General features: G+C 69.0%; 19 protein-coding genes, 1 tRNA gene and 1 other RNA gene. 18 read left to right on the top strand and 3 right to left on the bottom strand.

Features of this window, described 5'->3' with window-relative positions:
- Positions 1–79: 79 nt before the first annotated feature.
- The 6 genes from ACAM51_RS18180 (at position 80) to ACAM51_RS18155 (ending at position 7,696) form a co-directional block, all read left to right on the top strand.
- Positions 80–1,282, top strand: coding sequence for an MFS transporter (locus tag ACAM51_RS18180; RefSeq protein ID WP_369641417.1), 1,203 nt, complete (start codon positions 80–82; stop codon positions 1,280–1,282).
- A gap of 63 nt (positions 1,283–1,345) precedes the next feature.
- Positions 1,346–2,161: a 2,5-didehydrogluconate reductase DkgB gene (dkgB, locus tag ACAM51_RS18175; RefSeq protein ID WP_369641416.1), complete on the top strand. Its 816-nt coding sequence runs from the start codon at positions 1,346–1,348 to the stop codon at positions 2,159–2,161.
- A gap of 47 nt (positions 2,162–2,208) precedes the next feature.
- Positions 2,209–3,870 carry an MBL fold metallo-hydrolase gene (locus ACAM51_RS18170; RefSeq protein WP_369641415.1) on the top strand — a complete coding sequence of 554 codons (1,662 nt, stop codon included), beginning with the start codon at positions 2,209–2,211 and terminating at the stop codon, positions 3,868–3,870.
- A 158-nt stretch (positions 3,871–4,028) separates the two neighbouring features.
- Entirely contained in the window at positions 4,029–4,814 is a 786-nt protein-coding gene (locus ACAM51_RS18165) for an rRNA pseudouridine synthase (protein ID WP_369641414.1), read from the top strand.
- A gap of 296 nt (positions 4,815–5,110) precedes the next feature.
- Entirely contained in the window at positions 5,111–6,337 is a 1,227-nt protein-coding gene (locus ACAM51_RS18160) for a YjgN family protein (RefSeq protein WP_218294385.1), read from the top strand.
- Between the two features lie 123 nt (positions 6,338–6,460).
- Complete coding sequence (locus ACAM51_RS18155; protein WP_369641413.1) at positions 6,461–7,696, top strand: M48 family metallopeptidase; 1,236 nt, start codon at positions 6,461–6,463, stop codon at positions 7,694–7,696.
- A 77-nt stretch (positions 7,697–7,773) separates the two neighbouring features.
- Here ACAM51_RS18155 and rnpB read toward each other — a convergent pair.
- Positions 7,774–8,213: RNase P RNA component class A (gene rnpB, locus ACAM51_RS18150), an RNA gene on the bottom strand.
- 249 nt (positions 8,214–8,462) lie between these two features.
- The gene (rtcR, locus tag ACAM51_RS18145; RefSeq protein WP_369641412.1) at positions 8,463–10,097 is read right to left on the bottom strand and encodes an RNA repair transcriptional activator RtcR; all 1,635 of its coding nucleotides are present in this window, start codon (positions 10,095–10,097) and stop codon (positions 8,463–8,465) included.
- A gap of 339 nt (positions 10,098–10,436) precedes the next feature.
- On the opposite strand from rtcR, the gene ACAM51_RS18140 reads away from it, so the two are divergent.
- The 11 genes from ACAM51_RS18140 (at position 10,437) to ACAM51_RS18090 (ending at position 22,269) form a co-directional block, all read left to right on the top strand.
- Positions 10,437–10,509: transfer RNA gene (locus tag ACAM51_RS18140), tRNA-OTHER, on the top strand.
- Between the two features lie 306 nt (positions 10,510–10,815).
- Entirely contained in the window at positions 10,816–11,958 is a 1,143-nt protein-coding gene (locus ACAM51_RS18135; RefSeq protein WP_369641411.1) for a slipin family protein, read from the top strand.
- Between the two features lie 34 nt (positions 11,959–11,992).
- The gene (locus tag ACAM51_RS18130; protein WP_369641410.1) at positions 11,993–12,733 is read left to right on the top strand and encodes a hypothetical protein; all 741 of its coding nucleotides are present in this window, start codon (positions 11,993–11,995) and stop codon (positions 12,731–12,733) included.
- Between the two features lie 23 nt (positions 12,734–12,756).
- Positions 12,757–13,983: an RtcB family protein gene (locus ACAM51_RS18125; protein WP_369643844.1), complete on the top strand. Its 1,227-nt coding sequence runs from the start codon at positions 12,757–12,759 to the stop codon at positions 13,981–13,983.
- A gap of 181 nt (positions 13,984–14,164) precedes the next feature.
- Positions 14,165–15,229 carry an RNA 3'-terminal phosphate cyclase gene (rtcA, locus tag ACAM51_RS18120; protein ID WP_369641409.1) on the top strand — a complete coding sequence of 355 codons (1,065 nt, stop codon included), beginning with the start codon at positions 14,165–14,167 and terminating at the stop codon, positions 15,227–15,229.
- A gap of 156 nt (positions 15,230–15,385) precedes the next feature.
- A complete protein-coding gene (gene cysK / locus ACAM51_RS18115; protein ID WP_369641408.1) occupies positions 15,386–16,303 on the top strand; it encodes a cysteine synthase A in 918 nt (305 codons plus the stop codon).
- Between the two features lie 398 nt (positions 16,304–16,701).
- Positions 16,702–17,466, top strand: coding sequence for an endonuclease/exonuclease/phosphatase family protein (locus ACAM51_RS18110; RefSeq protein ID WP_369641407.1), 765 nt, complete (start codon positions 16,702–16,704; stop codon positions 17,464–17,466).
- Complete coding sequence (gene clsB, locus ACAM51_RS18105) at positions 17,463–18,746, top strand: cardiolipin synthase ClsB (protein ID WP_369641406.1); 1,284 nt, start codon at positions 17,463–17,465, stop codon at positions 18,744–18,746. Before ACAM51_RS18110 ends, clsB begins: the two co-directional genes overlap by 4 nt.
- Before the next feature lie 16 nt (positions 18,747–18,762).
- The gene (locus ACAM51_RS18100) at positions 18,763–19,812 is read left to right on the top strand and encodes a lysylphosphatidylglycerol synthase domain-containing protein (RefSeq protein WP_369641405.1); all 1,050 of its coding nucleotides are present in this window, start codon (positions 18,763–18,765) and stop codon (positions 19,810–19,812) included.
- A 171-nt stretch (positions 19,813–19,983) separates the two neighbouring features.
- Entirely contained in the window at positions 19,984–21,702 is a 1,719-nt protein-coding gene (locus ACAM51_RS18095; RefSeq protein WP_369641404.1) for an NAD(P)/FAD-dependent oxidoreductase, read from the top strand.
- 72 nt (positions 21,703–21,774) lie between these two features.
- Positions 21,775–22,269, top strand: a complete 495-nt coding sequence (locus ACAM51_RS18090; RefSeq protein ID WP_369643843.1) for a VUT family protein — start codon at positions 21,775–21,777, stop codon at positions 22,267–22,269.
- Between the two features lie 861 nt (positions 22,270–23,130).
- On the opposite strand, the gene ACAM51_RS18085 is transcribed toward ACAM51_RS18090, so the two are convergent.
- Positions 23,131–24,474: an amidohydrolase gene (locus tag ACAM51_RS18085; RefSeq protein ID WP_218293262.1), complete on the bottom strand. Its 1,344-nt coding sequence runs from the start codon at positions 24,472–24,474 to the stop codon at positions 23,131–23,133.
- Between the two features lie 126 nt (positions 24,475–24,600).
- Here ACAM51_RS18085 and ACAM51_RS18080 point away from each other — a divergent pair, with 126 nt between their 5' ends.
- Positions 24,601–25,680 carry a GlxA family transcriptional regulator gene (locus tag ACAM51_RS18080; protein ID WP_369643842.1) on the top strand — a complete coding sequence of 360 codons (1,080 nt, stop codon included), beginning with the start codon at positions 24,601–24,603 and terminating at the stop codon, positions 25,678–25,680.
- The last annotated feature ends 56 nt before the right edge of the window (positions 25,681–25,736 follow it).

Below are 25,736 nucleotides of genomic sequence, written 5' to 3'. Positions count from 1 at the left end.
AGTATCTATGGAGCGTAACGGTATTTTTCTGCAAGACTGAAGCGCCCACACTCCTTCCCATGTCCACAGGAGTGTTTCCATGCCCATTGCCTTGCTCGCGCTGACGCTCAGCGCTTTCGCCATCGGCACGACCGAGTTCGTGATCGTTGGCCTGCTGCCCACCGTGGCGGCCGACCTGTCCATCAGCATCCCCTCGGCGGGCCTGCTGGTCAGCCTGTACGCCCTGGGCGTCGCCGTGGGCGCGCCCGTGCTCACCGCCCTCACCGGCCGCGTGCCGCGCAAGGCGCTGCTGCTGTCGCTGATGGCGCTGTTCACCGCCGGCAACCTGCTGGCCTGGCAGGCGCCCAGCTACGAAACGCTGGTGGCCGCGCGCATCCTCACCGGGCTGGCGCACGGCGTGTTCTTCTCGATCGGCTCGACCATCGCCACCGGCCTGGTGCCGCGCGAGAAAGCCGCCAGCGCGATCGCCATCATGTTCACCGGCCTCACCGTGGCGCTGGTCACGGGCGTGCCGCTGGGCACGTTCATCGGCCAGCATTTCGGCTGGCGCGAGACCTTCCTGGCCGTGTCGGCACTGGGCGTGGTGGCCTTCATCGGCAGCGCGATCTTCGTGCCGCGCAACATCGCCCACACCCCGCCCGCCTCGCTGGTGCAGCAGGCCAGGGTGCTGGCCGAGCCGCGCCTGCTGCTGGTGTACGCCAAGACGGCCATCGGCTACGGCGGCACGTTCATCCCGTTCACCTTCCTCGCCCCCATCCTCACCGACATCGCGGGCTTCAGCGCCGGTGCCGTGGGCTGGGTGATGCTGGTGTACGGCGTCTCGGTGGCGGTGGGCAACATCTGGGGGGGCCGCCTGGCCGACCGGCTGGGGCCCATCCCCGCGCTGCGCATCATCTTCGCGCTGCTGGCCGCCGTGCTGCTGCTGCTGCAGTTCACCGCGTCCCACCCCTGGCTGGCCCTGGCCACCGTGCTGCTGTGGGGCGCCGTGGCGTTCGGCAACGTGCCCGGGCTGCAGGTGTATGTGGTCAAGCAGGCCGAGCGTTTCACGCCCCAGGCGGTGGACGTGGCCTCGGGCCTGAACATCGCGGCGTTCAACCTGGGCATCGCCGGCGCCGCCTGGGCCGGGGGCCTAATCGTGACGCACCTGGGCCTGATGCACACGCCCTGGATCGGCGCCCTGGTGGTGCTGGTGTCCCTGGCGCTCACGCACTACAGCGGCGTGCTGGACCGGCGCAGCGGCATCCCGGTGCGCGGCAGCGGGCCGGTGCCCGTGGGGCACTGAGCAGCCCACGCCCCCTCAACTCTTTCTGTCCCACCCCTTTTTTGCTTCGTTTCAGGAATCGCCATGACTTCTTCCCCTTCCCTTCCCGCCTTCGGCCTGGGCACCTTCCGCCTCCAGGGCCAGGTCGTCATCGACTCGGTGCGCAACGCGCTCGACCTGGGCTATCGCGCCATCGACACGGCGCAGATCTATGGCAACGAGGCCGAGGTCGGCCAGGCCATCGCGGACAGCGGCGTGCCGCGCGGCGAGCTCTTCATCACCACGAAGGTCTGGACCGAGCACCTGGCGGGCGACCGGCTCGTCCAGAGCCTGAAGGACAGCCTGGCCAGGCTGCGCACCGACCAGGTGGACCTCACGCTGATCCACTGGCCCTCGCCCGGCAGCGCCGTGCCCGTGGCCGAGTTCATGGGCGCGCTGGCCGAGGCCCAGGCCCGGGGCCTCACGCGCCTGATCGGCGTGTCGAACTTCAATACCGCCCTGCTGCGCGAAGCCATCGCGGCCGTCGGCGCCGACCGCATCGCCACGCACCAGATCGAGCTGCACCCCTATCTGCAGAACCGCGCCGTGGCGGACTTCGCGCGCAGCCAGGGCATCCACACCACCTCGTACATGACCCTGGCCTACGGCAAGGTGCTGGGCGACCCGGTGCTGGCGGACATCGCGCGGGCCCACGGCGCCACCACCGCGCAGGTGGCGCTGGCCTGGGCCATGCAGCTGGGGTATGCCGTGATTCCCTCGTCCACCCGGCGCGACAACCTGGCGAGCAACCTGAAAGCCCGGCCGCTGCGGTTGACCGGCGAGGACATGGCACGCATCGCCGCGCTGGACCGCGGCGAACGGCTGGTGAACCCCGAAGGCCTGGCGCCCGCCTGGGACTGAACCGCCCCGCCCGTGCGGGGCGCGCCGCGCGCCTCGATAATGGCCCGATGCCCCGCACCAACCAACAACTGCACCCCCACCGCGAACCTGTTGCCACCCGCCCGGCCGCCACCGTGCTGCTGCTGCGCGATGCGCAGGGCGAACCGGGCGGACTGGAAGTCCTCATGACCCGGCGCTCGGCCACGGCCAGCTTCGCGCCCGGGGCCTACGTGTTCCCGGGCGGGGGCATCGACGCGCTGGACGCGCAGGTGCACGCCGCCGCCGACCGCCGCCCCACGCAGAGCGACCAGCACCTCACGCAGGCCATCGCCGCGATCCGCGAAAGCTTCGAGGAGCTGGGCATCCTGCTGGCCCGCCATGCCGATGGGCGCATGGCCGACGCACGGGACATCGCCGCCATCGACCGCCACCAGCCGCTGGCCGCCCAGTGCGGCGCGCGCGGTCTGCGCCTGGCGGCCGACAGCGTGTACCTGCTGGCCCACTGGACGGCCGACCGCGACCTGCCGCGCCGTTTCGACGTGCCGTTCCTCGTGGCCCGCATGCCCGAGGGCCAGGAGCCCGTGGCCGACGAAACCGAGCAGTTCGAGCCCGTGTGGGTGCGCCCGGCCGATGCGCTGGCGCGGCACGCGGCGGGGCAGTTCTTCATGATCTTTCCCACCATCCGCACGCTGCAGCGGCTCGCCCTGTTCGCCAGCGCGCAGGCGGTTCTTGACGCTCTGGCCGATGAAAAGCCGCTGTGGGTGAGCTGCCCGCGCGCCGGCACGCTGGCGGGCCAGGAGGCGCGCTACATGGAAGGCGACGCCCCCTTTGGCGAGCTGGCCCTGGTGTGCCCCGACGGCCAGATCGTGCACGCGCTCGACTGGCAGACCGACCGGCCCGTGCCGCTGCTGCGCAACGTGCAGCGCCTGACCGCGCCCAACCCCGGCGTGATGACCGGACCCGGCACCAACAGCTACCTGGTGGGCGACCCGGCCACCGGCTACATCGCCATCGACCCGGGCCCGGCCGACGCGGAGCACCTGGACAGGCTCTGGCGCGCCGCCGGCGGCGACATCCGCACGATCGTGTGCACCCACTCGCACCCCGACCACTCGCCCGGCGCCGCGCCGCTGCAGGCGATGTGCACCCGGGCCGGGCGCAGCGCCCCCCCCATCCTGGGCCTGCCATCGGCCCCCACGGCGCGCGCTGCCAGCGCATTCACGCCCGACCGCTTGCTACAAAACAATGAGCTGCTCACGCTGGAAGGACAAGCGCCAGAGGGCAAAATCACCCACACCCTGCAGGTGATCCACACCCCGGGCCACGCGGCCAACCACCTGTGCCTGCTGCTCGTGGAAGACGCCCTGCTGTTCAGCGGCGACCACATCCTCAACGGCAGCACCACCGTGGTGGACCCACCCGACGGCAACATGGCCGACTACCTCGACTCTCTGGACAAGCTCGATGCGGTCTGCGCCGCACATGGCGTGGAGTTCATCCTGCCCGCGCACGGCTATGTGCTGGGCGACGCGCGCGGCGCGATCGCCAGGCTCAAGGCCCACCGCCTGGCGCGCGAGGCCAAGGTGCTGGCCGCCATGCAGGCGCTGCCCCAGGGCAGCGTGGACGACTGGGTGCAGCATGCGTATGACGACGTGCCCCCGCGCATGTGGCCCGTGGCCCAGCGCTCGCTGCTGGCGCATGTAGAGCGAATAAGAATGCTCGCCCCCTGAGTCGCCTGCGGCGCCTTCCCCCATCCGGGGGACGACGCCCTCGCTGCGGGTCGGCCCTCGCTTGGCGTCCCTGGCGGAGAGAGCGCCCGCTGCACGCGCCACGAACAACAAGAGGCATGCCCACACAATCCATCCAACAAAGAAAGCCGCCCCCACCCATGAATGACAAAAACCCTGACCCCACCCACATCCGCCTGGCCAAACGCGTGGCCGAGCAACTGAACTGCTCGCGCAGCACGGCCGAGCAATTCATCGAAGGCGGCTTTGTGAGCGTGGACGGCCAGGTGGTGGAAGCCCCGGGCGCGCGCGTGCGCCCCGGCCAGGCCGTGGCGGTGGCCAAGGACGCCAGCCTGCTGGAGCTGACCCCGGTGACCTTGCTGCTGCACAAGCCGGTGGGGTTTGAAGCCGGCCTGGGCCTGCCCGCCGGGCCAGCGGCGCACGCCAGCCGCAGCCAGGGCGCCACGGCCGCCAGCACGCTGCTGGGCGCTGCATCCCACCTGGCCGAGGACGCCTCGGGCATCCGCGTGCTGCTGCGCCATTTCAAGCAGCTCGAATGCTTCACGCCGCTGCCCACCGAGGCCAGCGGCCTGGTGGTCTACACCCAGGACAAGCGCATCGCGCGCAAGCTGGCGGAAGACATCGAGTCGCTGGAGCAGGAATGCATCGTCGAGGTGAAGGGCGATATCGCACCGAACGGGCTGCAGCGCCTGTGCCACGGCCTGTCGTTCAACGGCCGCCCGCTGCCGCCCATCAAGGTGAGCTGGCAAAGCGAGACGAAACTGCGCTTTGCGCTCAAGGGCATCCGCCCCGGCCAGATCCCGGCCATGTGCGACGCCGTGGGCCTGGCCGTGGTCGCCTTGAAGCGCATCCGCATCGGCCGCGTGCCGCTGGCCAAGGTGCCCGAGGGGCAGTGGCGCTATCTGCAGCCCTGGGAGAAGTTCTGACTCCCCCTGAGTCGCCTTTGGCGCCATCCCCCTGAGGGGGACGCACCCGGGGCCTGGCAAAGCCAGTTCCACGGGTGCGCTGGCAGGGGTGCGCCAGTTGCCGGCGGCGGGCGGGGCGGGCCGAACCATCATCAGAACGGTTGCTACCAAAAACATAGCTATCAGCGCTTGATGGAAAGGCGCCAGAGGCCCATCTGGCTTGATATTTTTTCCACAGACCGCTGCTACACTGCGCCACAAACAGGAGGGAGTCCATGAGCCAAGTTCCATCAGACAGAGACGGCGCCGCCGGGCCGATGTCCACGTTCATGCCGCAGAACATCGACGCGCATCCGCTCGAATTCACCGGCAGCGGCGGCGAGTATTTCCGGGTGTGGATCGTCAACGTGCTGCTGTCCATCGTCACGCTGGGCATCTACACCCCCTGGGCCCGGCGCCGCACCGCGCAGTACTTCTACAGCCACACGCTGGTGGCGGGCAGCCCCCTGGAATTCACCGCGCAGCAGCGCAAGATGGTGATGGGCTTCGTGCTGCTGGTGCTGCTCACGCTGGCCTACAACATCGCCGCCAATACCGGACAGGACGCGGCCGTGGGCGTGTTCCTGCTGACCGGCGCCGTGCTCTCGCCCCTGATCTGGGGCAGCGCCATGCGCTTTCGGCTCGGGGCCACGCGCTGGCGCGGCCTGCGCCTGCAGTTCACCGCCAGCTGGAAAGAGGTCTACATCGCCAGCTGGCCCATGTTCGCGCTGGCGCTGGTGTGGTTCGGCGTGTTCTTCGGCATGCAGGTGCTGTCGCCCGGACTGGCCGAGGCGCTCCAGGCCGCCGAGGAAGAAACCACCAAGCGGTCCCTGCCCGCCTTCACCCCCGCCATGGGCGGCCTGCTGCTGCTGGGCCTGGTGCTGACGGTGCTGTGCTTCATCCGCCTCGAATACAACTACAAGAGCCTGCTGGTGCTCAAGGCCCAGGTGGGCGCAGAAAAAGGCCGCTGGAAGCCGGTGTACATGGATTTCGTGAAGGTGTGGCTGGCCACGGTGGCCGTGTTCATCCTGTGCGTGGTCGGCATTTCGGCGCTGATCGGCATCCTGGCGGGCAGCTCCATCGCGCTGGTGGCCAGCCAGAGCGACCGCATGGGTCTGTGGCTGTTCGTGGTGATCATCGTGTCCATCGTGGCGGGCATCTTCATGCTGATCCTGGCCTCGGCCCCCGCCCGCGCGTACCGCGAGGCGCGCATGTTCCAGCTGATGTGGAACAACACCGGCGTGAGCCACGTGGCACGGTTCAAGTGCCACCTGAAGAGCGGGCGCTACGTGTGGCTGCGCATCAAGAACATGCTGCTCACCCTGCTCACGCTGGGGCTGTACCGTCCGTTTGCGCGGGTGAGCGAATACCGCATGAAATGCGAATCCGTCACCCTGCATGTCAAGGGCGGCGTGGAACAGGTGGCGGGCGCCATGGTGCGCCAGCAGCAAGGCGGCCTGGGCGATGCGCTGGCCGATGCGGCGGGCCTGGACCTGATTGGATAGCGGGTAGAGGGCATCCCCCTGAGGCGCTTCGCGCCCCGGTGCGTCCGGCCAGGGCGGCCGCTCGCCCGTGCCGCCGCCAGTTTCACCGGCCCCGGGCCACCTACAACGTGATGGATGACTGACATGAACGACCCCCTTCACGCTGCATCCCTCGTGCCTGGCCGCTGGTTCGACGGCCAGAGCAGCAGAGCCCGCCCCGTGATGGTGGGCCTGCGCCCCACGCCGCGGGGCCCGTCGCTGGTGCTACACCCGCTCTCGCAGCCAGGCGCCGCGCCGGCCGTGTTCGCCTGCAAGGATGTGGGCTGGCCGGAGGCCTGGAACGAGCGCAAGCCCCAGCCCCGCGTGGTCGTGGACCTGCGGGACCACGGCAGCCTGGAGATCGATGCCGTGAACGACTGGCGCGCCGCCCTGGCCGCCGCTGGCGAACGCCCGGGCCTGGCCCAGCGCATGCAGACCCGCTGGCCCGTGCTGCTGGGCGTGGTGGCGGTGGCGGCCATCGGCCTCACGCTGTTCTACCGCTACGGCACCCCCTGGGCCGCCACGCAGCTCACGCGCTTTGTGCCCCTGTCCTGGGAAACCAGCGTGGCCGAGAACGTGCTGCGCCAGATGGACAGCGGCACGCTCAAGCCCAGCAAGCTCCCCAGGGAGCGGCAGGAGCAGCTCAAGGCGCGCTTTGACGCCCTGGTGCAGCACACACCCCCCGGCCTGCGGCGCTACCCCGGCTACCAGCCTCCCCTGAGCCTGGAATTCCGCTCGGGCATGGGCGCCAACGCCTTTGCGCTGCCGGGCGGCAAGGTGGTGATGACCGACGGCATCGTGAAGGCGGCCGCCGACAAGGGACTGGACGACAACGCGCTGGTGGGCGTGCTGGCGCACGAAATCGGCCATGTGGTGCAGCGGCACACCACGCGCATGGTGGTGCAGCAGGGCGTGCTCAGCATGGGCCTGGGGCTGGCGCTGGGCGATGTGTCCGGCATTGTCTCCACCGGTGCCTCGGTGCTCACGGGGCTGGCCTACAGCCGCAGCCACGAGCGCGAAGCCGACTGCTACGCCATCGCGGTGATGGGCCAGGCAGCCCTGCCCACGGCGCCCATGGGCCAGCTGCTGCTGGCCATCGCGAAGGATGAAGAAGAAGCAGAAGAGGAAGAAGACAACAAGAAGAAGGAGAAAGCAGGCCAGGACCAGGCGGCCACAGCGGCCGAACCCGGCGCCAGCAGCCCGGAGCGCTCGCGCAAGCGCAAGATGGCGGAAGACATGGCGTCGCACCCGGTCTGGTCGCTGCTCAGCAGCCACCCCGACACCGTGGAGCGGGCCACGGAGCTGGAGAAGGGGCATGCGCCCCACTGCGCGAAAGGCTGAGCGCGCCGTGGCGTGCTCCGCGCCGGGCACGACCGGCACATCAGCGCCTACACCAGGCTGAGGCTGGGGGAAATAAAGTGTGAAGCGCGCCGATAAGCCGGATTCTGTGCACCACGGTTGCCCGCAGTGTGACCGCCATTAATCTGGGCCGGGTGTCGCCACCACGGCTCGGTGCTACCTACCCGCCAGCTCTGCGGAACCACATCAACGCTGGCCTACTTGGTATTGCTGCGCGTAGAGATTGCCCGTTTCACCCCGAGCGGGCTTGCCCGCTCGGGGTGGCTGTTCGGACCCGGCTTGCGCCGGGTTCGGACAGCTCTCGCTGTCCTCTCGCCAGCTTGCGCTGGCGCCTCACAGAACACTCCGTGGCAGGTAGTTTCCACCCGGACTCGTCTCTGTTGCTCTGATCCTCACCTCACGGTGGGCAGCCGTTAGCTGCTACGCTGTCCTGTGCAGTCCGGACGTTCCTCCAGTGCCTGGTTTCCCAGATTGCACCAGCGGCGGTCTGGCGCGCTTCACGGGGTGGATTATCCTAGAAACGGCAGTTGAATGCGCCCGTCAGTGCCGTGATCGGTGCGTCAGGCAAGGCGAGACGACGCTCCAGGCTCTTGCCTGCAAGGAGGAGCAACGCCGCATGGCACGCCGAGCGCGGTGCTGGCGGGTGTATAGCGTGCCCATCCAACCAGTGAACGCCATCGAAGCAGCACATACCTGACTTCAGATGGCAAGTTGAAGGAAACCAATCGGTCAACTGCCGTTTCTAGGATTACTGCCCAGCGGCAGCGGCGCGCTCCCAGTCCAGGCCGAACCGCGCCAGGTACTTGCGCAGCCGGTCCGCATCGTTGACCACCGTGCGCTGCGTGCGCGAGGCCTGGAACAGCTGGCGCCCCGCGTCCGACAGGGTGCGGGCCTGGCGGCACACCTGCAGCACGGCCGCCAGTTGCAGCTGGTCGAACAGGTCCAGGGCGTGCACCGCTTCCTCGCCCAGCAGGTCCGCCAGATCGCCGCGGCCCACCGCGCCGGGCATGGACGCCAGACCGCTGCGCGCATCGCTGGCGGGCTGCCACAGCCAGCGCAGGCGCGCGATCTCGGCCTCGACCAGGGGCAGGCCGATGCGGCCGCTGTCGGCCAGCGTGGCCAGGCGCGTGACGCTGGCCGAGAGGTCGCGGAAGTTGCCCGTCCACAGCGCCTCGGGCGACTGGGCATAGCGCAGGTAGGCCGCGCGCGCCTCGTTGGAAAAGCGCACGCCGCGGCCCAGCTCGGCGCCTGCGCGGGCCAGCTGGTGGTCCACATTGGGCTCGATGTCCTCGGGCCGCTGCGCCAGGCCCGGCAGCACATAGCTCCAGAGGTTGATGCGCGCATACAGGTCTTCGCGAAAACGCCCCGCCGCCACCTCGGTGCGCAGGTCGCGGTTGGTACCCGCGATGAGCTCGAAGTCGCTGGCCACCTCGCGGTCGCTGCCCAGGGGGTAGAAGCGCTTTTCCTCCACCGCCTTGAGCAGCATGGCCTGCTCATCGAGGCCCAGTTCGCCGATCTCGTCGAGGAACAGCACGCCCTTGTGCGCCGTGCGCAGCAGGCCCGCGCGGTCGGCCGCCGCACCGGTGAAGGCGCCTTTCTTGTGGCCGAACAGCGTGGACGCCGCGCCGTCGCCATGCAGCGTGGCGCAGTTCACTTCCACGAACTCGCCCTCCACCTGGTGGCGCGACTTCTTCAGCTCGAACATGCGCCGCGCCAGGTGCGACTTGCCCGCGCCCGTGGGCCCGGTGAACAGGATGGGCGCACGCGAGCGCACCGCCACGCGCTCCACCTCGTCGATCAGCGCGTTGAAGCGCGCGTTGCGCGTGGCGATGCCGCTCTTGAGGAACTGCACCGCGTCCTGCTGCTCGGCGCCGAAGCGCTGGGCGATCCCGTCGTAGCGCGACAGGTCCAGGTCGATCAGCGTGTAGCTGCCCGGGTCGCCCATCTGCTGGCGTTTGGGCGGCGAGGTCTGCGCCAGCACGCCTGGAATGCGGCGCGATTCCACCAGCAGGAACAGGCAGATCTGGGCCACGTGGGTGCCGGTGGTGATGTGCGTCCAGTACTCCTCGCGCCCGGTGTCGAAGCGGTAGGCCTGCGCCCAGTCAAACAGCCTGGCATACACCTCGCCAAAGTCCCACGGGTCGGCAATGGGCAGGGGCGCCAGATTCACCGTGGTCTCGGGGGACGCAACAGCCATGTCGGCGCGCACCTGCTGCGCCAGGTCCTGATGGGGCGGCGTGTAGAGCAGCTCCAGCCGCTCGATCACCACATCCTCATGCTGCACCAGCGACACCGTGGGGCGCCACTTTTCCCACCGCCCCGCGCCCCTGCCGGCGTCGAGCTGGGTGCCCAGGAAACCGATGACGACTTTGTTTTTGCGCATTCCATTTATCTATTCAACTAGCTTTCATTCTAGTTACTTTATGCACCTCGAATAGACCAAAAAAACAATCGAAGAAATTTCCCCTTACAAATCAACGACTTGAAAGAAATCAAACCACAAGCCACAGGCTGGCACGCATCTGGCAATAAAGAAGACATCCAGCGCAAGCGGTGACCGCTCACAGGCCGGGGTTAGGACACACGTTCGCCCCGCCGGTGCAGGGAATCCGGAGCCTCAGGGCTCTTGTCGATTCCCCGCATGCCGCACGCCGCAAACGCTGGGTAACGGCACGGCCGTGGTAGCCATCCCGCAAGGGATGCCTGGTTCGACTCCAGGCGTGCCTCCATTGGTAGCTCATTGGTAGAGCAACCCCGCAAGGGGTCTGTTGCAGGTTCGATTCCTGCCCAAGGCCGCAAGGCCAGCACTTGGAAGTACCGGTCGAAAGACCACCCGCCGAACGCGGGGAGTTGCCCCAGGGTGGCGTTTTTTGGGAACGCCACCGCAAGGCAAGGCCCCGTCAGCCGGTGGCGGTTTGTGCCAGCACCCGGCACGGCCCGCGCCCGCAGCCAGCCACGCTGCCGCCCTGCTTGCAGGGCAGCCGCCACGGCGCACTGCAAGGCCCGAGGTTGTGCCCCCTGGCACCCCGCCATCGCTGTAACGGCACCCTGATTGCAATGACAGCGAAGTAACGACAACGACAGAACAAGGAGAAGAAAAAATGACGAAGTTGATCCAACGCACCACCGTGAAGAAGAACGAACGCGCCCTGCTGCTGCGCAACGGCAGCTTTGACCGCGTGCTCCACAGTGGCACGCACTGGCTGTTTGCCGGCATGGACCAGCTGCGCGTGGAGACCTTCGCCCTGGAGCAACCCGCCTTCACCCACGGCCTGGCCGACTACCTGATGGCGCAGGAACCCGCCGTGGTGGCGGCAGAGTTTGTGCAAGTGAACCTGTCGGAACAGCAAGTGGGCCTGCGCAGCGAAAACGGCGTGCTGGTCGAGGTGCTGCCCCCCGGCACGCGCCGCCTCTATTGGAAAGGCCTGGTGGAGGTGAGCGTGCAGGTGATCGACCTGCAGGCAGGCCCCGAGCTGCCCGCCGCCCTGGTGGCGCGCCTGACGCAAACGCAACTGCGCCAGCGCAGCGTGGCCGGATTGACCGGCGTGCTGCAGGTGCAGGTGCCCGAGGGCCAGTGCGCGCTGCTCACGGTGGACGGCAAGGTCGAACGCCTGCTGGCGGCCGGCGCCTACGCGTTCTGGAAGTACGGCCGCACCATCGCCGTGGAACTGGTGGACCTGCGCCTGCAGGCCGTGGAGGTCTCGGGCCAGGACATCATGACCCGCGACAAGGTGAGCCTGCGGCTGAACCTGTCTGCCACCTTTCGCACCACCGATGTGCTGCGCGCCTTTGCCCAGCTGCAAAAGCCCGCCGACTACCTGTACCGCGAGCTGCAGTTCGCGCTGCGCGCCGCCGTGGGCACCCGCACGCTCGATGAGCTGCTGGAGAGCAAGACGGTGATCGACGACGTGGTGACCGCGCACATGGCCGCCAAATTGCAGCCCTTCGGCATGCAGCTGGAGAGCGTGGGCGTGAAGGACATCGTGCTGCCCGGCGAGATGAAGGCCATCCTGACCCAGGTGGTGCAGGCCCAGAAGCAGGCCGAGGCCAACGTGATACGCCGCCGCGAGGAAACGGCTGCCACGCGCTCGCTGCTCAACACGGCGAAGGTGATGGAGGACAACCCCGTCGCCCTGCGCATGAAAGAACTGGAGACGCTGGAGCGCGTGGCCGAGCGCATCGACAAGATCTCGGTGTTCGGAGGCCTGGACCAGGTGCTGAACGGCCTCGTGAAGATGCGCTGAGAAAAATGGAAAAAATGGAAAAGCAGGAACTGCCATGAAAAACAAGAAACTGACAGCGAGAGCAAAGCGCCTGCAGCGGGACACCGCATCCGCCACCTGCGCATCCGTCGGCCTGGACCCGGCGGTGTACAGCGCGGCCTTGCGCTACCTCTTCGACCGCCCCGTGCCCGACAAGAGCGGGCAGGAGTGGTATTGGCTGATCGACGAGCCGGAGTTCGACGCCACGCCACTGCAATGGACACACATCCAGACCGTGCTGTTCGCCAACGCGGGCACCGACCTGGCGCCCTACAGCGACGAGCAGGTGGGCATGGGCCTGAACCATGTGATGAGCAACAACGCGGGCGACATCCCGCACATGGCGAACGACCCCTCGGTGCCCTTGGCCGACGCGATGCGCATGATGCGGGCCCTGCCCACCTTGTGGCGCGACTGCCTCGGCCCGCGCCTGGACACCGGGACGAGCCCCATCGGGAGCCGAAGCGACCGCCTCTGCTTCGTGAGCTACATGTGGTTTGACGTGTGGCCCACGTTCTGGAACGCCAAGGACATCCCTGAATGGCGCGACGCGATGTGGCAGGTGTTCTGCGAGATGCTGGCGATGCCGTTCAGGGCCGCACAGGAGTCCGCATTGCACGGGATCGGCCACGAGGGCGTGCGCCTGAAGCGGCCCAAGGAACTGCAGGCGCACATGGACGCCTTCATCCGCCAGGTGAAGAACGACGACGAACTGAAGAACTACGCCCAGGCCGCAGCGCGCGGAATGGTGCAATGAACAACAAAATGCGAAAGAACAATATGACCAACAACAACTACGAACAATACGAAGTGCCGAACGGCGTGCCCGTGAAGATGTGGACGAACGGCGTGCCCGTGGAAGAAGAAGCCCGGAACCAGCTGCGCAACATCGCGCGCCTGCCCATCGTGTTCAAGCACGTGGCGGTGATGCCCGACGTGCACCTGGGAATCGGTGCCACCATCGGCTCGGTGGTGCCCACGCTCAAGGCCATCATTCCCGCCGCGGTGGGGGTGGACCTGGGGTGCGGAATGATGGCGTGCAAGACCACGCTGACCGCCAGCGACCTGCCCGACAACCTCTCTGGCGTGCGCGCCGCCATCGAGCGCGCCGTGCCGGTGGGGATGACGCCCAAACGCATGGGCCGCGATAAAGGCAGCTGGGATACCCCGCCCGCCGAGACCGACCGCGCATGGTCGGCCCTGGTGGACGAGTTCAAGGAGATCTGCGAGGCGCATCCGCGCATCGAGAAGACCAACAACTACAAGCACCTGGGAACGCTGGGAACGGGCAACCACTTCATCGAGATCTGCCTGGACGAACACCAGTCCGTGTGGGTGATGCTGCACTCGGGCTCGCGCGGGGTGGGGAACGCCATCGGCACCCACTTCATCGAGTTGGCCAAGAAGGACGCCGAGATGAACCAGCGCAACCTGCCCGACAAGGACCTGGCGTACTTCGAGGAAGGCGCGCGGTACTTCGGCGACTACGTGAAGGCCGTGGGGTGGGCGCAGAAGTTCGCCGCCGCCAACCGCGAAGTGATGATGGGCCGGGTGATTGCCGCGCTGCGCAAGGTGATCACCAAGCCGTTCGAGACGCACGTGGAAGCCGTGAACTGCCACCACAACTACGTGCAGCGCGAAACGCACTTCGGGCAGGACGTGTTCGTGACCCGCAAGGGCGCGGTGAGTGCCGAGCGAGGCAAGCTGGGGATCATCCCAGGGAGCATGGGGGCCAAGAGCTTCATAGTGCGCGGAAAAGGCAACCCCGAGAGCTTCAGCAGCTGCAGCCACGGCGCGGGCCGAACGATGAGCCGCACCAAGGCCAAGAAGATGTACACCGTGGCAGACCAGATTGCTGCGACCGAGGGCGTGGAATGCCGCAAGGATGCCGACGTGATCGACGAGATTCCAATGGCGTACAAGAACATCGACGCGGTGATGGCGGCGCAGCAGGACCTGGTGGAGGTGGTGTACACGCTCAAGCAGGTGGTGTGCGTGAAGGGGTAGCCCCCGGGCCGCACAGTGGCGAAGGGTTGCGGCGAATACTATACTTTTGATAGCTGCTCGCGCTTATCCAATGAGCGCCACGGCCATTTTTATGCAAACAACAGAACCACAAGAAAATGCCGCGCCCAGCCCACCCGGTGGAGCCACACACCCGCGCCGTGGGTGCGGCGCAGGCATCGCCATGACGGAGTTGACATTGTCCCCCCTCACCCTCGACGGCTCCACCGGCGAAGGCGGCGGCCAGATCCTGCGCACCGGCCTGGCCCTTTCCATGGCCACCGGCCGGCCGCTGCACATCACGCGCATCCGCGCCGGGCGGCCCAAGCCGGGACTGATGCGACAGCACCTGGCCTGCGTGCAGGCGGCCACAGCCGTGTGCGGCGGGCAGGCCGAGGGGGCGGAGCTGGGCTCCCAGACGCTGCGGTTCACGCCGGGCGCGGTGCGTTCTGGCGACTACCGCTTTCAGATCGCCACGGCGGGCAGCTGCCTGCTGGTGCTGCAAACGGTCTTGCCCGCGCTGATGCTGGCCGACGGCGAGAGCCGTGTGCAGCTGTCGGGCGGCACGCACAACCCGATGGCGCCGCCGTTTGACTTTCTGGAACGGGCGTTTGCGCCGCTGGTGCGGCGGCTGGGGGTGGGGCTGGATCTGCAGCTGCAGCGGCGGGGCTTCTACCCCGCCGGGGGCGGCGAGGTGCTGGCGCACATCACGCCCCCAGTCCAGACCCTGGCCCCGGTGGACGTGCTGGAGCGCGGCACGCTGAAGACCGGGTGGGCCGATGCGCTGGCGCCCGGCCTGGCCCGCAACATTCCCTACCGGGAGCTGGAGACCCTGGGCCAGCGGATGGGCTGGACCTTTGAAGCAGGCCAGTTGCGCCAGCCGCCCACGCGCCAGAACGAGGGGCCGGGCAATGCGCTGATCGCCACGCTGGAGTACGAGCACGTCACCGAGGTGTTCTGCCAGCTGGGCGCGCGCAGCCTGTCGGCCGAGCAGGTCGCCAAGCGGCTGGTGGACGAGGTGCGCGCCTACCAGCGCAGCACGGGCGCCCTGGGCCCGCACCTGGCGGACCAGTGGATGCTGCCGCTGGCCCTGGCGGTGTGGCGCAGCGGGCAAGCCGCGCGCTACACCTGCACCGAGGTGACGCAGCACACGGCCACCAATGCGCAGACCATCGCGCTGGGCCTGCCGGTGCGGGTGCAGACCACGCCGGTGGACGGGGCCATGCGGGTCGAGATCACACCGGCGTAGCCCGCCCCCCGGGCCCGCCGCGCGGCCGGGGCCGGGGACAACCCCTGCCGGCCGGCCCGCAACCCACAGGCCCCGGCATATCCATATCACCCAGACAGCAGAACAAGTGGTTCAGAATGCGCGTCACACCCCTCTTTGCACCTCACAGGAGACGCCATGAAAGTTGACAACATTCTGCAAACCATCGGCCACACGCCCCACGTGCGCATCAACCGCCTGTTTGGCCCGGCGGCCAACGTGTGGGTGAAGTCCGAGCGCAGCAACCCCGGTGGCTCCATCAAGGACCGCATCGCGCTGTCGATGGTGGAAGACGCCGAGAAGTCCGGCGCCCTGCAGCCCGGCGGCACGATCATCGAGCCCACCTCGGGCAACACCGGCATCGGCCTGGCGCTGGTGGCGGCCGTCAAGGGCTACAAGCTCATCCTGGTGATGCCCGACAGCATGAGCATCGAGCGCCGCCGCCTGATGCTGGCCTACGGCGCGCAGTTCGACCTGACCCCGCGCGAAAAGGGCATGAAGGGCGCGATCGCCCGCGCACAGGAGCTGCAGGCGCAGACGCCGGGCTCGTGGATTCCCCAGCAGTTCGAGAACCCCGCCAACATCGACGTGCATGTGCGCACCACCGCGCAGGAGATCCTGGCGGACTTCCCCGACGGCATCGACGTGCTGATCACGGGCGTGGGCACGGGCGGCCACATCACGGGCGTGGCGCGGGTGCTCAAGGCCAGGTTTGCGAACCTCAAGGTGTTCGCGGTGGAGCCCACGGCATCGCCGGTGATCTCGGGCGGCGCGCCGGCGCCCCACCCCATCCAGGGCATTGGCGCGGGGTTCATCCCCAAGAACCTCGACACCAGCCTGCTCGACGGCGTGATCCAGGTCGATGCCGAACCCGCCCGCGAATACGCACGCCGCTGCGCGCGTGAAGAAGGCATCCTGGTGGGCATTTCGTCGGGCGCCACGCTCGCCGCCATTGCGCAGAAGCTGCCCGAGCTGCCCGCGGGCGCCAAGGTGCTGGGCTTCAACTACGACACGGGCGAGCGTTATCTGTCGGTGGAGGGGTTCCTGCCTGCATAAATTGCCCCCCTGAGGCGCAACCGCTTGGTGCCACCGCCAGAGGCGGTGCCTCTTCGATGCCGTCCAAGCCTGCGCAGGCAGGCGTGGAGCCGCGGCGTCTCAGCCCCCAGGGGGACGCACCCGGTGGCCTGGCAGAGCCAGTTCCACGGGTGCACCGGCCTGGGGCGCGCCAGTTTCCAAGGTGCTGCGGGGGCGGCCGGCCCCTGGTGCCAGCCCTGAACCCAGCACGTAGCCAAGGCACGGGTTCAGGGCCGAAAGCCTTTTTCGGCCAGCGCAGCACACACCCACGGCCAGCCGTCCTACAGCGGCGGCGCACTGCGGCCCCAACAATCGTTTCACCCTTCGGCCCGCCCCTGGCGGCGCCCCGCGCCGGAGGGCCCCACAACGATTGTTTGCCCATGGACACCCTCCCCTCACAACCCATCGCGTTCAAGGTGCTCACCGTGAACGTGCACAAGGGCTTCACCACCTTCAACCGGCGCTTCATGCTGCACGAGCTGCGCGAGGCGGTGCGCAGCGTGGCGGCGGACCTGGTCTTTCTGCAGGAGGTGCAGGGCACGCACCACCGCCATGCCAGCCGGCTCGCCAACTTTCCGCAGGTGCCGCACTACGAGTTCCTGGCCGACACCATCTGGTCGCAGTACGCCTACGGGCGCAATGCCGTGTATGACAACGGCGACCACGGCAACGCCCTGCTGTCCAAGTTCCCCATCACGCACTACGAGAACCATGACATCTCGATCAGCGGGCCCGAGCGGCGCGGCATGCTGCACTGTGTGCTGCAGCCGCCCGGCCACCACCTGCCCGTGCATGCCGTGTGCGTGCACCTGGGGCTGCAGGAGGCCCACCGCCAGCGCCAGCTGCAGCGGGTGTGCGAGCTGCTCAAGACCTTCCCGCCCGGCGAGCCCGTGGTGCTGGCCGGCGACTTCAATGACTGGCGCCACCGCGCGCACGACATCCTGCAGCGGGGCGCGGGCCTGCAGGAGGTGTTCGTGCAGGCCTTCGGCCGGGCGGTGCGCACCTTCCCCGCGTCCATGCCGCTGCTCGCGCTGGACCGCATCTACGTGCGCAACGCGGCCGTTCATGCACCCCTGTCGCTGCCGCGCAAGCCCTGGGACAAGCTTTCGGACCACGCACCCCTGGCGGCGGAGATCCTGCTATGAGCCTATCTTCCCGCTCGTTTCGCGCACCACGCTCATCCCGCTGGGTGCCGGGCAACCACTTCGATCTGCTGGAAAACGGCGAGGAGTTTTTCCCCCGGGTGTTCGGCGCGATTGAAAAGGCACGGCGCGAAGTGCTGCTGGAGACCTTCATCCTGTTCGAGGACAAGATCGGCCAGGAACTGCACGCCGCCCTGCTCGCGGCCGCCCGGCGCGGCGTGGAAGTGCATGTGCTGGTGGACGGGTTCGGCTCGCCCGACCTGTCCGACGGCTTCGTGGGCAGCCTGGTCGAGGCGGGCGTGCGCTTTCGCATCTTCGACCCGGGCCGCCGCTTCATGGGCCAGCGCCTGAACATGCTGCGCCGCATGCACCGCAAGATGGTGGTGGTGGACGGCGAGCTGGGGTTCATCGGCGGCATCAACTACTCGGCCGACCACGTGGCGGATTTCGGCCCCGAGGCCAAGCAGGACTACGCCGTGCAGGTGCGCGGCCCCATCGTGGCGCAGATGCACCATTTCCTGCGCGAGGCCGTGCAGGAGGGCGCGCAGCGCCGGCGCCCGGGCGGCGCGGCCGCCACAGGGCGGCCCCACGCGGGCACCGCCCATGCCATTTTCGTGACCCGCGACAACCACGACCACCGCAGCGACATCGAACGCCACTACCGCGTGGCCCTGCGGTCGGCACGCCATCGCGTGGTGATCGCCAATGCGTATTTCTTCCCGGGCTACCGCTTCATCCGCGAGATGCGGCGCGCCGCCAAACGCGGGGTCGACGTGCGGCTCATCCTGCAGGGCCAGCCCGACATGGCCATCGTGCGCACGGCGGCCAGCATGCTCTATGACCACCTGCTGCGCGCGGGCGTGCAGGTGTATGAATACTGCGAGCGGCCCCTGCACGGCAAGGTGGCGCTGGTGGACGACGAATGGTCCACCGTCGGCTCCAGCAACCTCGACCCGCTGAGCCTGTCGCTCAACCTCGAGGCCAACGTGATCATCCAGGACCGCGGCTTCAACGCCCAGCTCCATCGCCGCCTGGCGCGGCTGATGGAGAACAACTGCCGGCAGATCGAGGCCCCGCCGCCGGGGCGGCTGGACGGCCTGCGCCTGCTGCGCAGCTACGTGGTCTTCCACCTGATGCGGTGGTTTCCCACCTGGGCCGGCTGGCTGCCCCGCCACGAGCCCACCATCACCATGGTCCGCAAGGCGCCGGCCCCCGCGCAGCCCGCGGGCGATGCCGCCGGCAACGGCACCAACAACAACAGCAGCGCGGGCGTGGCCGCCTAGGCGGCCCCGGCATCCCATGGCAGCCACCACCACGACCCCGCGCCACCCGGCCCTGCCGCCCCTGGCCGCGGGCAGGCAGGCCCCCGGCGCCCCTTCCGGCTGGCGCGGCCTCACCCAGCGCCCCTGGTGGCCGTGGCTCACGCGCGGCCTCGCGGCGGCGTTCTTCGGGGGGGTGGCCTGGCTCATCTTCCGGCAGGCGCGCCTGGTGGACTGGCCCGCCGTGTTGCGCGCCCTGCAGGCGCTGCCCGCCAGCGCGCTCGCCGTGGCGGGAGCGCTGGCCCTGACCAGCCATTTCACCTACGGCAGCTTCGACTGGGTGGGCCGCCACTGCAGCGGCCACCGGCTCACGCGCCGCGCCACGCTGGGCATCGCGATGACCAGCTATCCCTTCACGCTCAACCTGGGCTCGCTGATCGGCGGCGTGGGCGTGCGCTACCGGCTGTACGCGCGGCGCGGGGTGGACGCGGGCACCATCGGGCAGGTGGTGGGCACCAGCGTGCTGACCAACTGGGTGGGCTACCTGCTGCTCGCGGCGGTCCTCCCCTGGCTGTGGCAGCCCCCGCTGCTGGCCGGCTGGGCCGCCACGCCATGGCAATGGCGGCTGGGCGGCGCGGTGCTGGGCTGCCTGCCCGTGGCGTACGTGGCGCTGTGCGCCGCGCGCGGCGGACGGGCCCTCACGCTGCGCGGCCACGCCTTTCCGCTGCCCCGGTGGCCCGTGGCCTTGTGGCAGGTGGCGGCGTCGGCCACGAACTGGATGCTCATGGGCGCGGCGCTGTGGGCCGTGCTGCAGGGCGCGGTGAGCTACCCCGCCGCGCTCGCCACCGTGCAGCTGGGAGCTGTGGCCGGGCTGGTCCTGCGGGTGCCCGCGGGCCTGGGCGTGCTGGAGGCCGTGGGCGTCGCGCTGCTGGCCCACGGCGCGCTGGGCCAGGACAAGGTGCTGGCGGCCCTGCTGGCGTACCGGGCGCTGTACTACTTCCTGCCCCTGCTGCTGGCCGCGCTGGGCTTTGGCGTGGCCGAGCTGCGCTGGCGCAGGGGCGAGGCCACCGGCGACGGAAGATCCGCATAAAAACCGGTTGCAGCGCTTATCCATCAAGCGGTAGCAGCTATCATTTTTGAAAAATCGCCTACCCCACGCCAAGGGCGCCCACGGCAGGCACGGGGCCGCGCGCCAGCGGCCCGGTAAAATCACGGCCCCACGACTTTGCACCCCGCCCGATCGACACGGGCCCGCAAGACCATGATCCGCCTCTCCGAAATCCGGCTGCCCTTCACGGCGGCCGAAGACCCCGACGCGCTGCTGCGCGCCGCCGCCGCCAGGCTGCTGGGCCTGGCCCCGGCCGACATCACCCACCTGAACGTCTTCAAGCGCAGCTTCGACGCGCGCAAGGTGGAACTGCTGGCGGTGTACATCATCGACATCACCCTGGCCCGGCCGGAGCATGAAGCCGCGCTGCTGGCGCAGTTCGACAGCCACCCGCACATCCAGCCCACGCCCGACATGGCCTGGCAGCCCGTGGGCCAGGCCCCGGCCGAGCTGCCCCTGCGCCCCGTGGTGGTGGGCTTTGGCCCCTGCGGCATCTTCGCGGCGCTGGTGCTGGCGCAGATGGGCTTCAAGCCCATCGTGCTCGAGCGCGGCAAGCCCGTGCGCGAGCGCACCAAGGACACCTGGGGCCTGTGGCGCAAGCGCGAGCTGCATGCCGAAAGCAACGTGCAGTTCGGCGAGGGCGGCGCGGGCACCTTCAGCGACGGCAAGCTCTACAGCCAGATCAAGGACCCGCGCCACCTGGGCCGCAAGGTGATGAACGAGTTCGTCAAGGCCGGCGCCCCTGAAGAGATTTTGTACGTCGCCCACCCGCACATCGGCACCTTCAAGCTGGTGAAGGTGGTGGAGAACCTGCGCGAGCAGATCATCGCGCTGGGCGGCGAGATCCGCTTCGAGCAGCGCGTGACGGACGTGGTCGTCGAAGGCACCGGGGAGAACCGCCACCTGCGCGGCCTGAAGGTGCTGAACCAGGCCACGGGCGAGACCACCGACCTGCGCGCCGACCATGTGGTGATGGCCCTGGGCCACAGCTCGCGCGACACCTTTGCGATGCTGTACGACCGCGGCGTCGCCATGGAGGCCAAGCCGTTTTCCATCGGCTTTCGCATCGAGCACCCGCAGGGCATCATCGACCGCGCGCGCTGGGGCCGCCACGCCGGCCACCCGCTCCTGGGCGCGGCCGACTACAAGCTGGTGCACCATGCGCAGAACGGCCGGGCGGTGTACAGCTTCTGCATGTGCCCCGGCGGCACCGTGGTGGCCGCCACCAGCGAGCCGAACCGCGTGGTCACCAACGGCATGAGCCAGTACTCGCGCAACGAACGCAACGCCAACGCGGGCATGGTGGTGGGGATCGACCCGAGCGACTACCCCACCGATGCCGCCGCCTTCGACACCCACCTGGGCCACACCCACGGCATCGAAGCGCTGCCGCAGGGCCAGTTCCACCCGCTGGCGGGCATCGTGCTGCAACGCCAGCTCGAATCCAACGCCTTCGTGCTCGGCGGGCGCGACTACAGCGCGCCGGGGCAACTGGTGGGCGACTTCATCCAGGGCACTCCATCGAAGCACCTGGGCGATGTGGAGCCTTCGTACAAGCCCGGCGTGGCCCTGGGCGACCTGCACGCCGCCCTGCCCGGCTACGCCATCGCGGCACTGCGCGAGGCGCTGCCCGTGTTCGGCCGCAAGATCAAGGGCTTCGACATGCACGACGCGGTGCTGACCGGCGTGGAGACACGCACGTCGTCGCCGCTCAAGATCGGGCGCAATGAGAACCTGCAGAGCCTGAACACCCCCGGCCTGTACCCGGCGGGCGAAGGCGCGAGCTATGCGGGCGGCATCCTGTCCGCGGGGGTGGACGGGATCAAGGTGGGCGAGGCGGTTGCGCGCGCCCTGCTGGGCACCACGGCCTGACGTAGTGGTGGTGGCATGCCGGCTGCGCTGACGCACCCGACCCGCGCGCAGTTCGCTGCCGCTGCCCTGGCCATGGCCGCCGTGGTGCTGGCTTCCAACATCCTGGTGCAGTTCCCGATCAACGACTGGCTCACCTGGGGCGCGATCACCTACCCGGTCGCCTTCCTGGTGAGTGAGCTGGTCAACCGCGCCCACGGCCCGCAGCAGGCGCGCCGCGTGGCCTGGGTGGGCTTTGCCGTGGCGGTGGCCGCGTCGCTGGTGCTGGCACCTGGGCGCATTGCCATCGCGTCCGGCACGGCGTTTTTGCTGTCGCAATGGCTGGACATCGCCGTGTTCGACCGGCTGCGCCACGGCACGTGGTGGCGCGCGCCGCTGGTGGCCACGCTGATGGCTGCGGTGCTGGACACGGCAGTGTTCTGGAGCATCGCCTTTGCCGGTAGCAGCGACCCTTGGGTGACGTGGGCGCTGGGGGACCTGGGGGTGAAGCTGGTGCTGGGCGTGGCGCTGCTGCTGCCGTTTCGGCTGCTGGTGGGCCGGGGCGCTGCGCTCCACACCCGGTCGGGTTGAGCTTGTCGGACCCTGGGTGCGCTCGCAGGCTCGCTGATGGGCAGCATGCCTGGTTGAAGGGCGGAGGCCGGGAGTCGCCCGGCGTGCGAGTAACTTTCTTTCGCGTCGCCGAAAGAAAGTCACCAAAGAAAGGGCGACCCTACGGCCTGCGTCCCCACTCGCCCGCTGGGCGAGCGGGGCAACCTGCGGTGCTCGTGCGAGGGGCGCGCTGCGGAACTCGCTGCGCGCTTCGCGCTTCGCTCAGACAACCGCAGCGAGTCAGTCAACGAAGGCGTGTGTCCTTCGGCACACGCCCGCCCCCCGCACTGCGCTCCTCGGCGCATCCTGAAGGGCTGGGGGAGCCAACATCCACACGGGCCATCGCTGCGCTCGGCCCCCGAACGCGCAGGCGCTTTGCGCCGCGACCGCCAGGCCGAGCGAAGCAAAGGCCCGTGTGGCTGTTCGGCTGTCCACCCCCTGCTGGCTGCGCCTGCGGCGGGGCGGCTGCGGGGTGGCATGCGCGTCGGAGCGCGCATGCTTCGTGCACTGACTCGCCGCAGTTGTCTGAACGGAGCGCCAAAGGCGCGCAGTGAGTTCTGCGGCGCACCCCGCAACCGCCCCGACGCAGGTTTGCCCCTTCGCACCGCGAAGGGGCCGCAGACTGGGGGTCGCCTTCTCTTTGGTGACTTTCTCTTGGCGAACCAAGAGAAAGTTACCGCGCCGCCGGGCGCGCACCCCGGCTCCCGCCTTCAACAAAGGCATGCGCTCAATCAGAGAGCTTGCGAGCGAGCCAAGGTTTCGACAAGCTCAGCCCGCGCAACCTGAAGAGCCCCAACCCCATGCGGCCCCGTCGGCACCACACCCAGCGCCAAGGCCCACGCCTTACTTGCGCTGCAAGAAATCCACCGCCAGCGCCGCCAGCGTGCGCGCACCCACCGGCAGCTGGTCTTCATCGATGTCGAACAACGGCGAGTGGTTGGACGGAGCCTTGTTGAAGTCCGCGCCCTTGGGCGGCGCGCCCAGAAAGTAGAAGAAGCCGGGCGCGACCTTCTGGAACTCCGAGAAGTCTTCCGAGCCACTCACCTTGGGGATGATCATCGCCTTGCCCCCCGTGGCCAGCTTGAGCGCGGGCAGCGAGGCAGCCGTCAGCTCGGCCGGGTTGGTGGTCACCGGGTAGGCCACGGGTCCGAAGCGCACCTTGGCCTTGGCGCCGCTCGACGCCGCGATCTGCTCGGCGGTGGTGGTGATGCGCTTCAAGGCCTCCTGGCGCATGCCCTCGTCAAAGGTGCGCAGGGTGCCCAGCAGCTCCACGTTGTCCGGAATGATGTTGTAGCGCGTGCCGCCGTGGATGGAGCCGATGGTGACCACCGCGGGCTCCTGGCTGATGTTGAGCTGGCGGCTCACCACGGTCTGCAGGCCCAGCACCACCTGGCTGGCCGCCACCACCGGGTCCACCGCGTTCCAGGGCGACGAGCCATGGCCGCCGCGCCCTTCCACCTGGATGCTGATGTTGTCCGATCCGGCCATGAGCGGGCCGCTGCGGTAGCCCACCACGCCGGACGGCAGGTTGGCCGTGATGTGCAGGCCGTAGATGGCCTGCACATCCTTCAAGGCGCCCTCTTCCACCATGGCCTTGGCCCCGAAGCTGGGCACCTTGCCGTTGGCGTCGGCCTCCACGGGCGCGCCTTCCTCGGCGGGCTGGAAGATGAACTTGATGGTGCCGGGCAGCTGGGCCTTCATGCCGGCCAGCGCCTCGGCCGCGCCCATGAGCATGGCCACGTGGGCGTCGTGGCCGCAGGCGTGCATCACCGGCACTTCCTTGCCCAGGTAGTTGGCCTTCATCTTCGAGGCAAAGGGCAGGCCGGTGTTCTCGGGCACGGGCAATGCGTCCATGTCGGCGCGCAGCGCCACCACCTTGCCCGGCAGCCCGCCGCGCAGGGTGCCCACCACGCCGGTGCCGCCCACGTTGGTCTGCACCTCCATGCCCAGTTTCTTCAGGTGCTCGGCCACGAGCTTGGCGGTGCGCACCTCCTGGCCCGAGAGCTCGGGGTGGGCATGGATGTCGCGGCGCCAATTGACCATCTTGGGCGCCACCTTGTTCACGGCGGTGTCGATGGCCTGCAGGCCGGCGGCATCGAGAGCCTGGGCGTGGGCCGAAGAGGCGGCGATCAGCCCGCTGGCGGCGAGGCCGGCGGCAAGCGCGATGGCGGAAAGGGGTTTGTGCATGGGCAGATCCATAGGGTGGGTGACAGCTTGCAAGGCTGGAGCAGGGAGCAAAAAGCACGTTCATGCTAAAAGCCGGCACCCTCTTCATGACAAGCGAAAATGGCCATCCAACGAGCCAATACCGCCATGCCGCAGTCACCTTCGTCCTTGCCCCCGAGTCCCGCTAGGCCGCCGGTCTTTCGCGTGGACATTCCGCTGCTGCCCGAGTCCGCCGTGGGCAATGCGCTGCAGCTCATCGACCTGCTGCGCGGCGCCAACCTGCTGGCGGGCCTGCGCATGGGCGCGCAGGCGCCGCGCATGGCCTGGCGGCTGCTCGATGCCGGGGGGCTGCCCCTCGCTTCCCTGCCAGGGCCGCTGGCGGCCTACACGCCGGCCGGGGACACGGCGGCGCCCTCCGCCCCGGCCCACGCGTTGTTCATCCCCTCGTTCCATGCCGCGGACATTCCGGCCATCCGCGCGGTGGCGGCCCGCCACCGCGCGCTGTCGCGGCAGCTGGGCATCGCGCTCGATGCCGGGCAGAAACTGCTCACGGTGGGCAATGGTGCCTGGCTGGCGGCGCAAAGCGGCCGCCTGAACGGGCGCCAGGCGAGCCTGCCCTGGTTCTACATCGCGGGCTTCGAACGGGACTTCCCGGGCATCGGCCACAGCCTGGGCCGGGACCTGTCGGACGACGGCCCCTGGCTCAGCTGCGCGCTGCCGCACAGCGTGAACCTGCTGGCGATCGCCCTGGTGCGCCACGCGCTGGGGGAGGAACTGGCCGCCGCCTGCGAGACCGTGATGGCGCCGGACCACCAGCGTGCGCGCGCGGCCCTGCAGGCCAACGCGCAGCAGCACATCCCGGCCACGCGCGACAGCACCCTGGCGCGCGCCATCGCCTGGATGGAGGCCCACCTGGACCAGCCGTACTCCCTGGCCCGGCTGGCCGAGGCAGCATCGGTGAGCACGCGCACGCTGCTGCGGCACTTCCAGCAGGAGCTGTCGCAGTCGCCGCTCGACTACCTGCACGGCCTGCGCTGCCGCCGCGCCAAGGTCATGCTGGAAGTGACGCTGGAGAGCGTGCCCAGCGTCGCCGTGGCCTGCGGCTACGCCGACCCGGCGGCTTTCAGGCGCATCTTCGCGCGCTACACCGGCATGGCGCCGGCGGAGTACCGCAAGCGCCATGCGCTGCGCGCGCCGCGCAGGCGCTGGCGGGTGGAAATATCGTGACCGCCCTGTGGCGCCGGCTTGGCCGCGCCAGCCTTGGACGCCGCGCTTCACTCCAG

This window comes from Acidovorax sp. A79, assembly GCF_041154505.1.
Classification (GTDB): Bacteria; Pseudomonadota; Gammaproteobacteria; order Burkholderiales; family Burkholderiaceae_C; genus Acidovorax.
This window is presented reverse-complemented; position numbering and strand designations above follow the sequence as displayed.

Excerpts from the sequence above, each read along its gene's own strand:
- ACAM51_RS18180 (WP_369641417.1), top strand. The coding sequence starts at position 80 with ATGCCCATTGCCTTGCTCGCGCTGACGCTCAGCGCTTTCGCCATCGGC.
- ACAM51_RS18155 (WP_369641413.1), top strand. The coding sequence starts at position 6,461 with ATGAACGACCCCCTTCACGCTGCATCCCTCGTGCCTGGCCGCTGGTTC.
- ACAM51_RS18100 (WP_369641405.1), top strand. The coding sequence starts at position 18,763 with ATGGCAGCCACCACCACGACCCCGCGCCACCCGGCCCTGCCGCCCCTG.
- ACAM51_RS18170 (WP_369641415.1), top strand. The coding sequence starts at position 2,209 with ATGCCCCGCACCAACCAACAACTGCACCCCCACCGCGAACCTGTTGCC.
- ACAM51_RS18085 (WP_218293262.1), bottom strand. The coding sequence starts at position 24,474 with ATGCACAAACCCCTTTCCGCCATCGCGCTTGCCGCCGGCCTCGCCGCC.
- ACAM51_RS18080 (WP_369643842.1), top strand. The coding sequence starts at position 24,601 with ATGCCGCAGTCACCTTCGTCCTTGCCCCCGAGTCCCGCTAGGCCGCCG.
- ACAM51_RS18130 (WP_369641410.1), top strand. The coding sequence starts at position 11,993 with ATGAAAAACAAGAAACTGACAGCGAGAGCAAAGCGCCTGCAGCGGGAC.
- ACAM51_RS18110 (WP_369641407.1), top strand. The coding sequence starts at position 16,702 with ATGGACACCCTCCCCTCACAACCCATCGCGTTCAAGGTGCTCACCGTG.
- dkgB (WP_369641416.1), top strand. The coding sequence starts at position 1,346 with ATGACTTCTTCCCCTTCCCTTCCCGCCTTCGGCCTGGGCACCTTCCGC.
- ACAM51_RS18160 (WP_218294385.1), top strand. The coding sequence starts at position 5,111 with ATGTCCACGTTCATGCCGCAGAACATCGACGCGCATCCGCTCGAATTC.
- clsB (WP_369641406.1), top strand. The coding sequence starts at position 17,463 with ATGAGCCTATCTTCCCGCTCGTTTCGCGCACCACGCTCATCCCGCTGG.
- ACAM51_RS18135 (WP_369641411.1), top strand. The coding sequence starts at position 10,816 with ATGACGAAGTTGATCCAACGCACCACCGTGAAGAAGAACGAACGCGCC.
- ACAM51_RS18090 (WP_369643843.1), top strand. The coding sequence starts at position 21,775 with ATGGCCGCCGTGGTGCTGGCTTCCAACATCCTGGTGCAGTTCCCGATC.
- rtcA (WP_369641409.1), top strand. The coding sequence starts at position 14,165 with ATGACGGAGTTGACATTGTCCCCCCTCACCCTCGACGGCTCCACCGGC.
- cysK (WP_369641408.1), top strand. The coding sequence starts at position 15,386 with ATGAAAGTTGACAACATTCTGCAAACCATCGGCCACACGCCCCACGTG.
- ACAM51_RS18095 (WP_369641404.1), top strand. The coding sequence starts at position 19,984 with ATGATCCGCCTCTCCGAAATCCGGCTGCCCTTCACGGCGGCCGAAGAC.
- ACAM51_RS18165 (WP_369641414.1), top strand. The coding sequence starts at position 4,029 with ATGAATGACAAAAACCCTGACCCCACCCACATCCGCCTGGCCAAACGC.
- rtcR (WP_369641412.1), bottom strand. The coding sequence starts at position 10,097 with ATGCGCAAAAACAAAGTCGTCATCGGTTTCCTGGGCACCCAGCTCGAC.
- ACAM51_RS18125 (WP_369643844.1), top strand. The coding sequence starts at position 12,757 with ATGACCAACAACAACTACGAACAATACGAAGTGCCGAACGGCGTGCCC.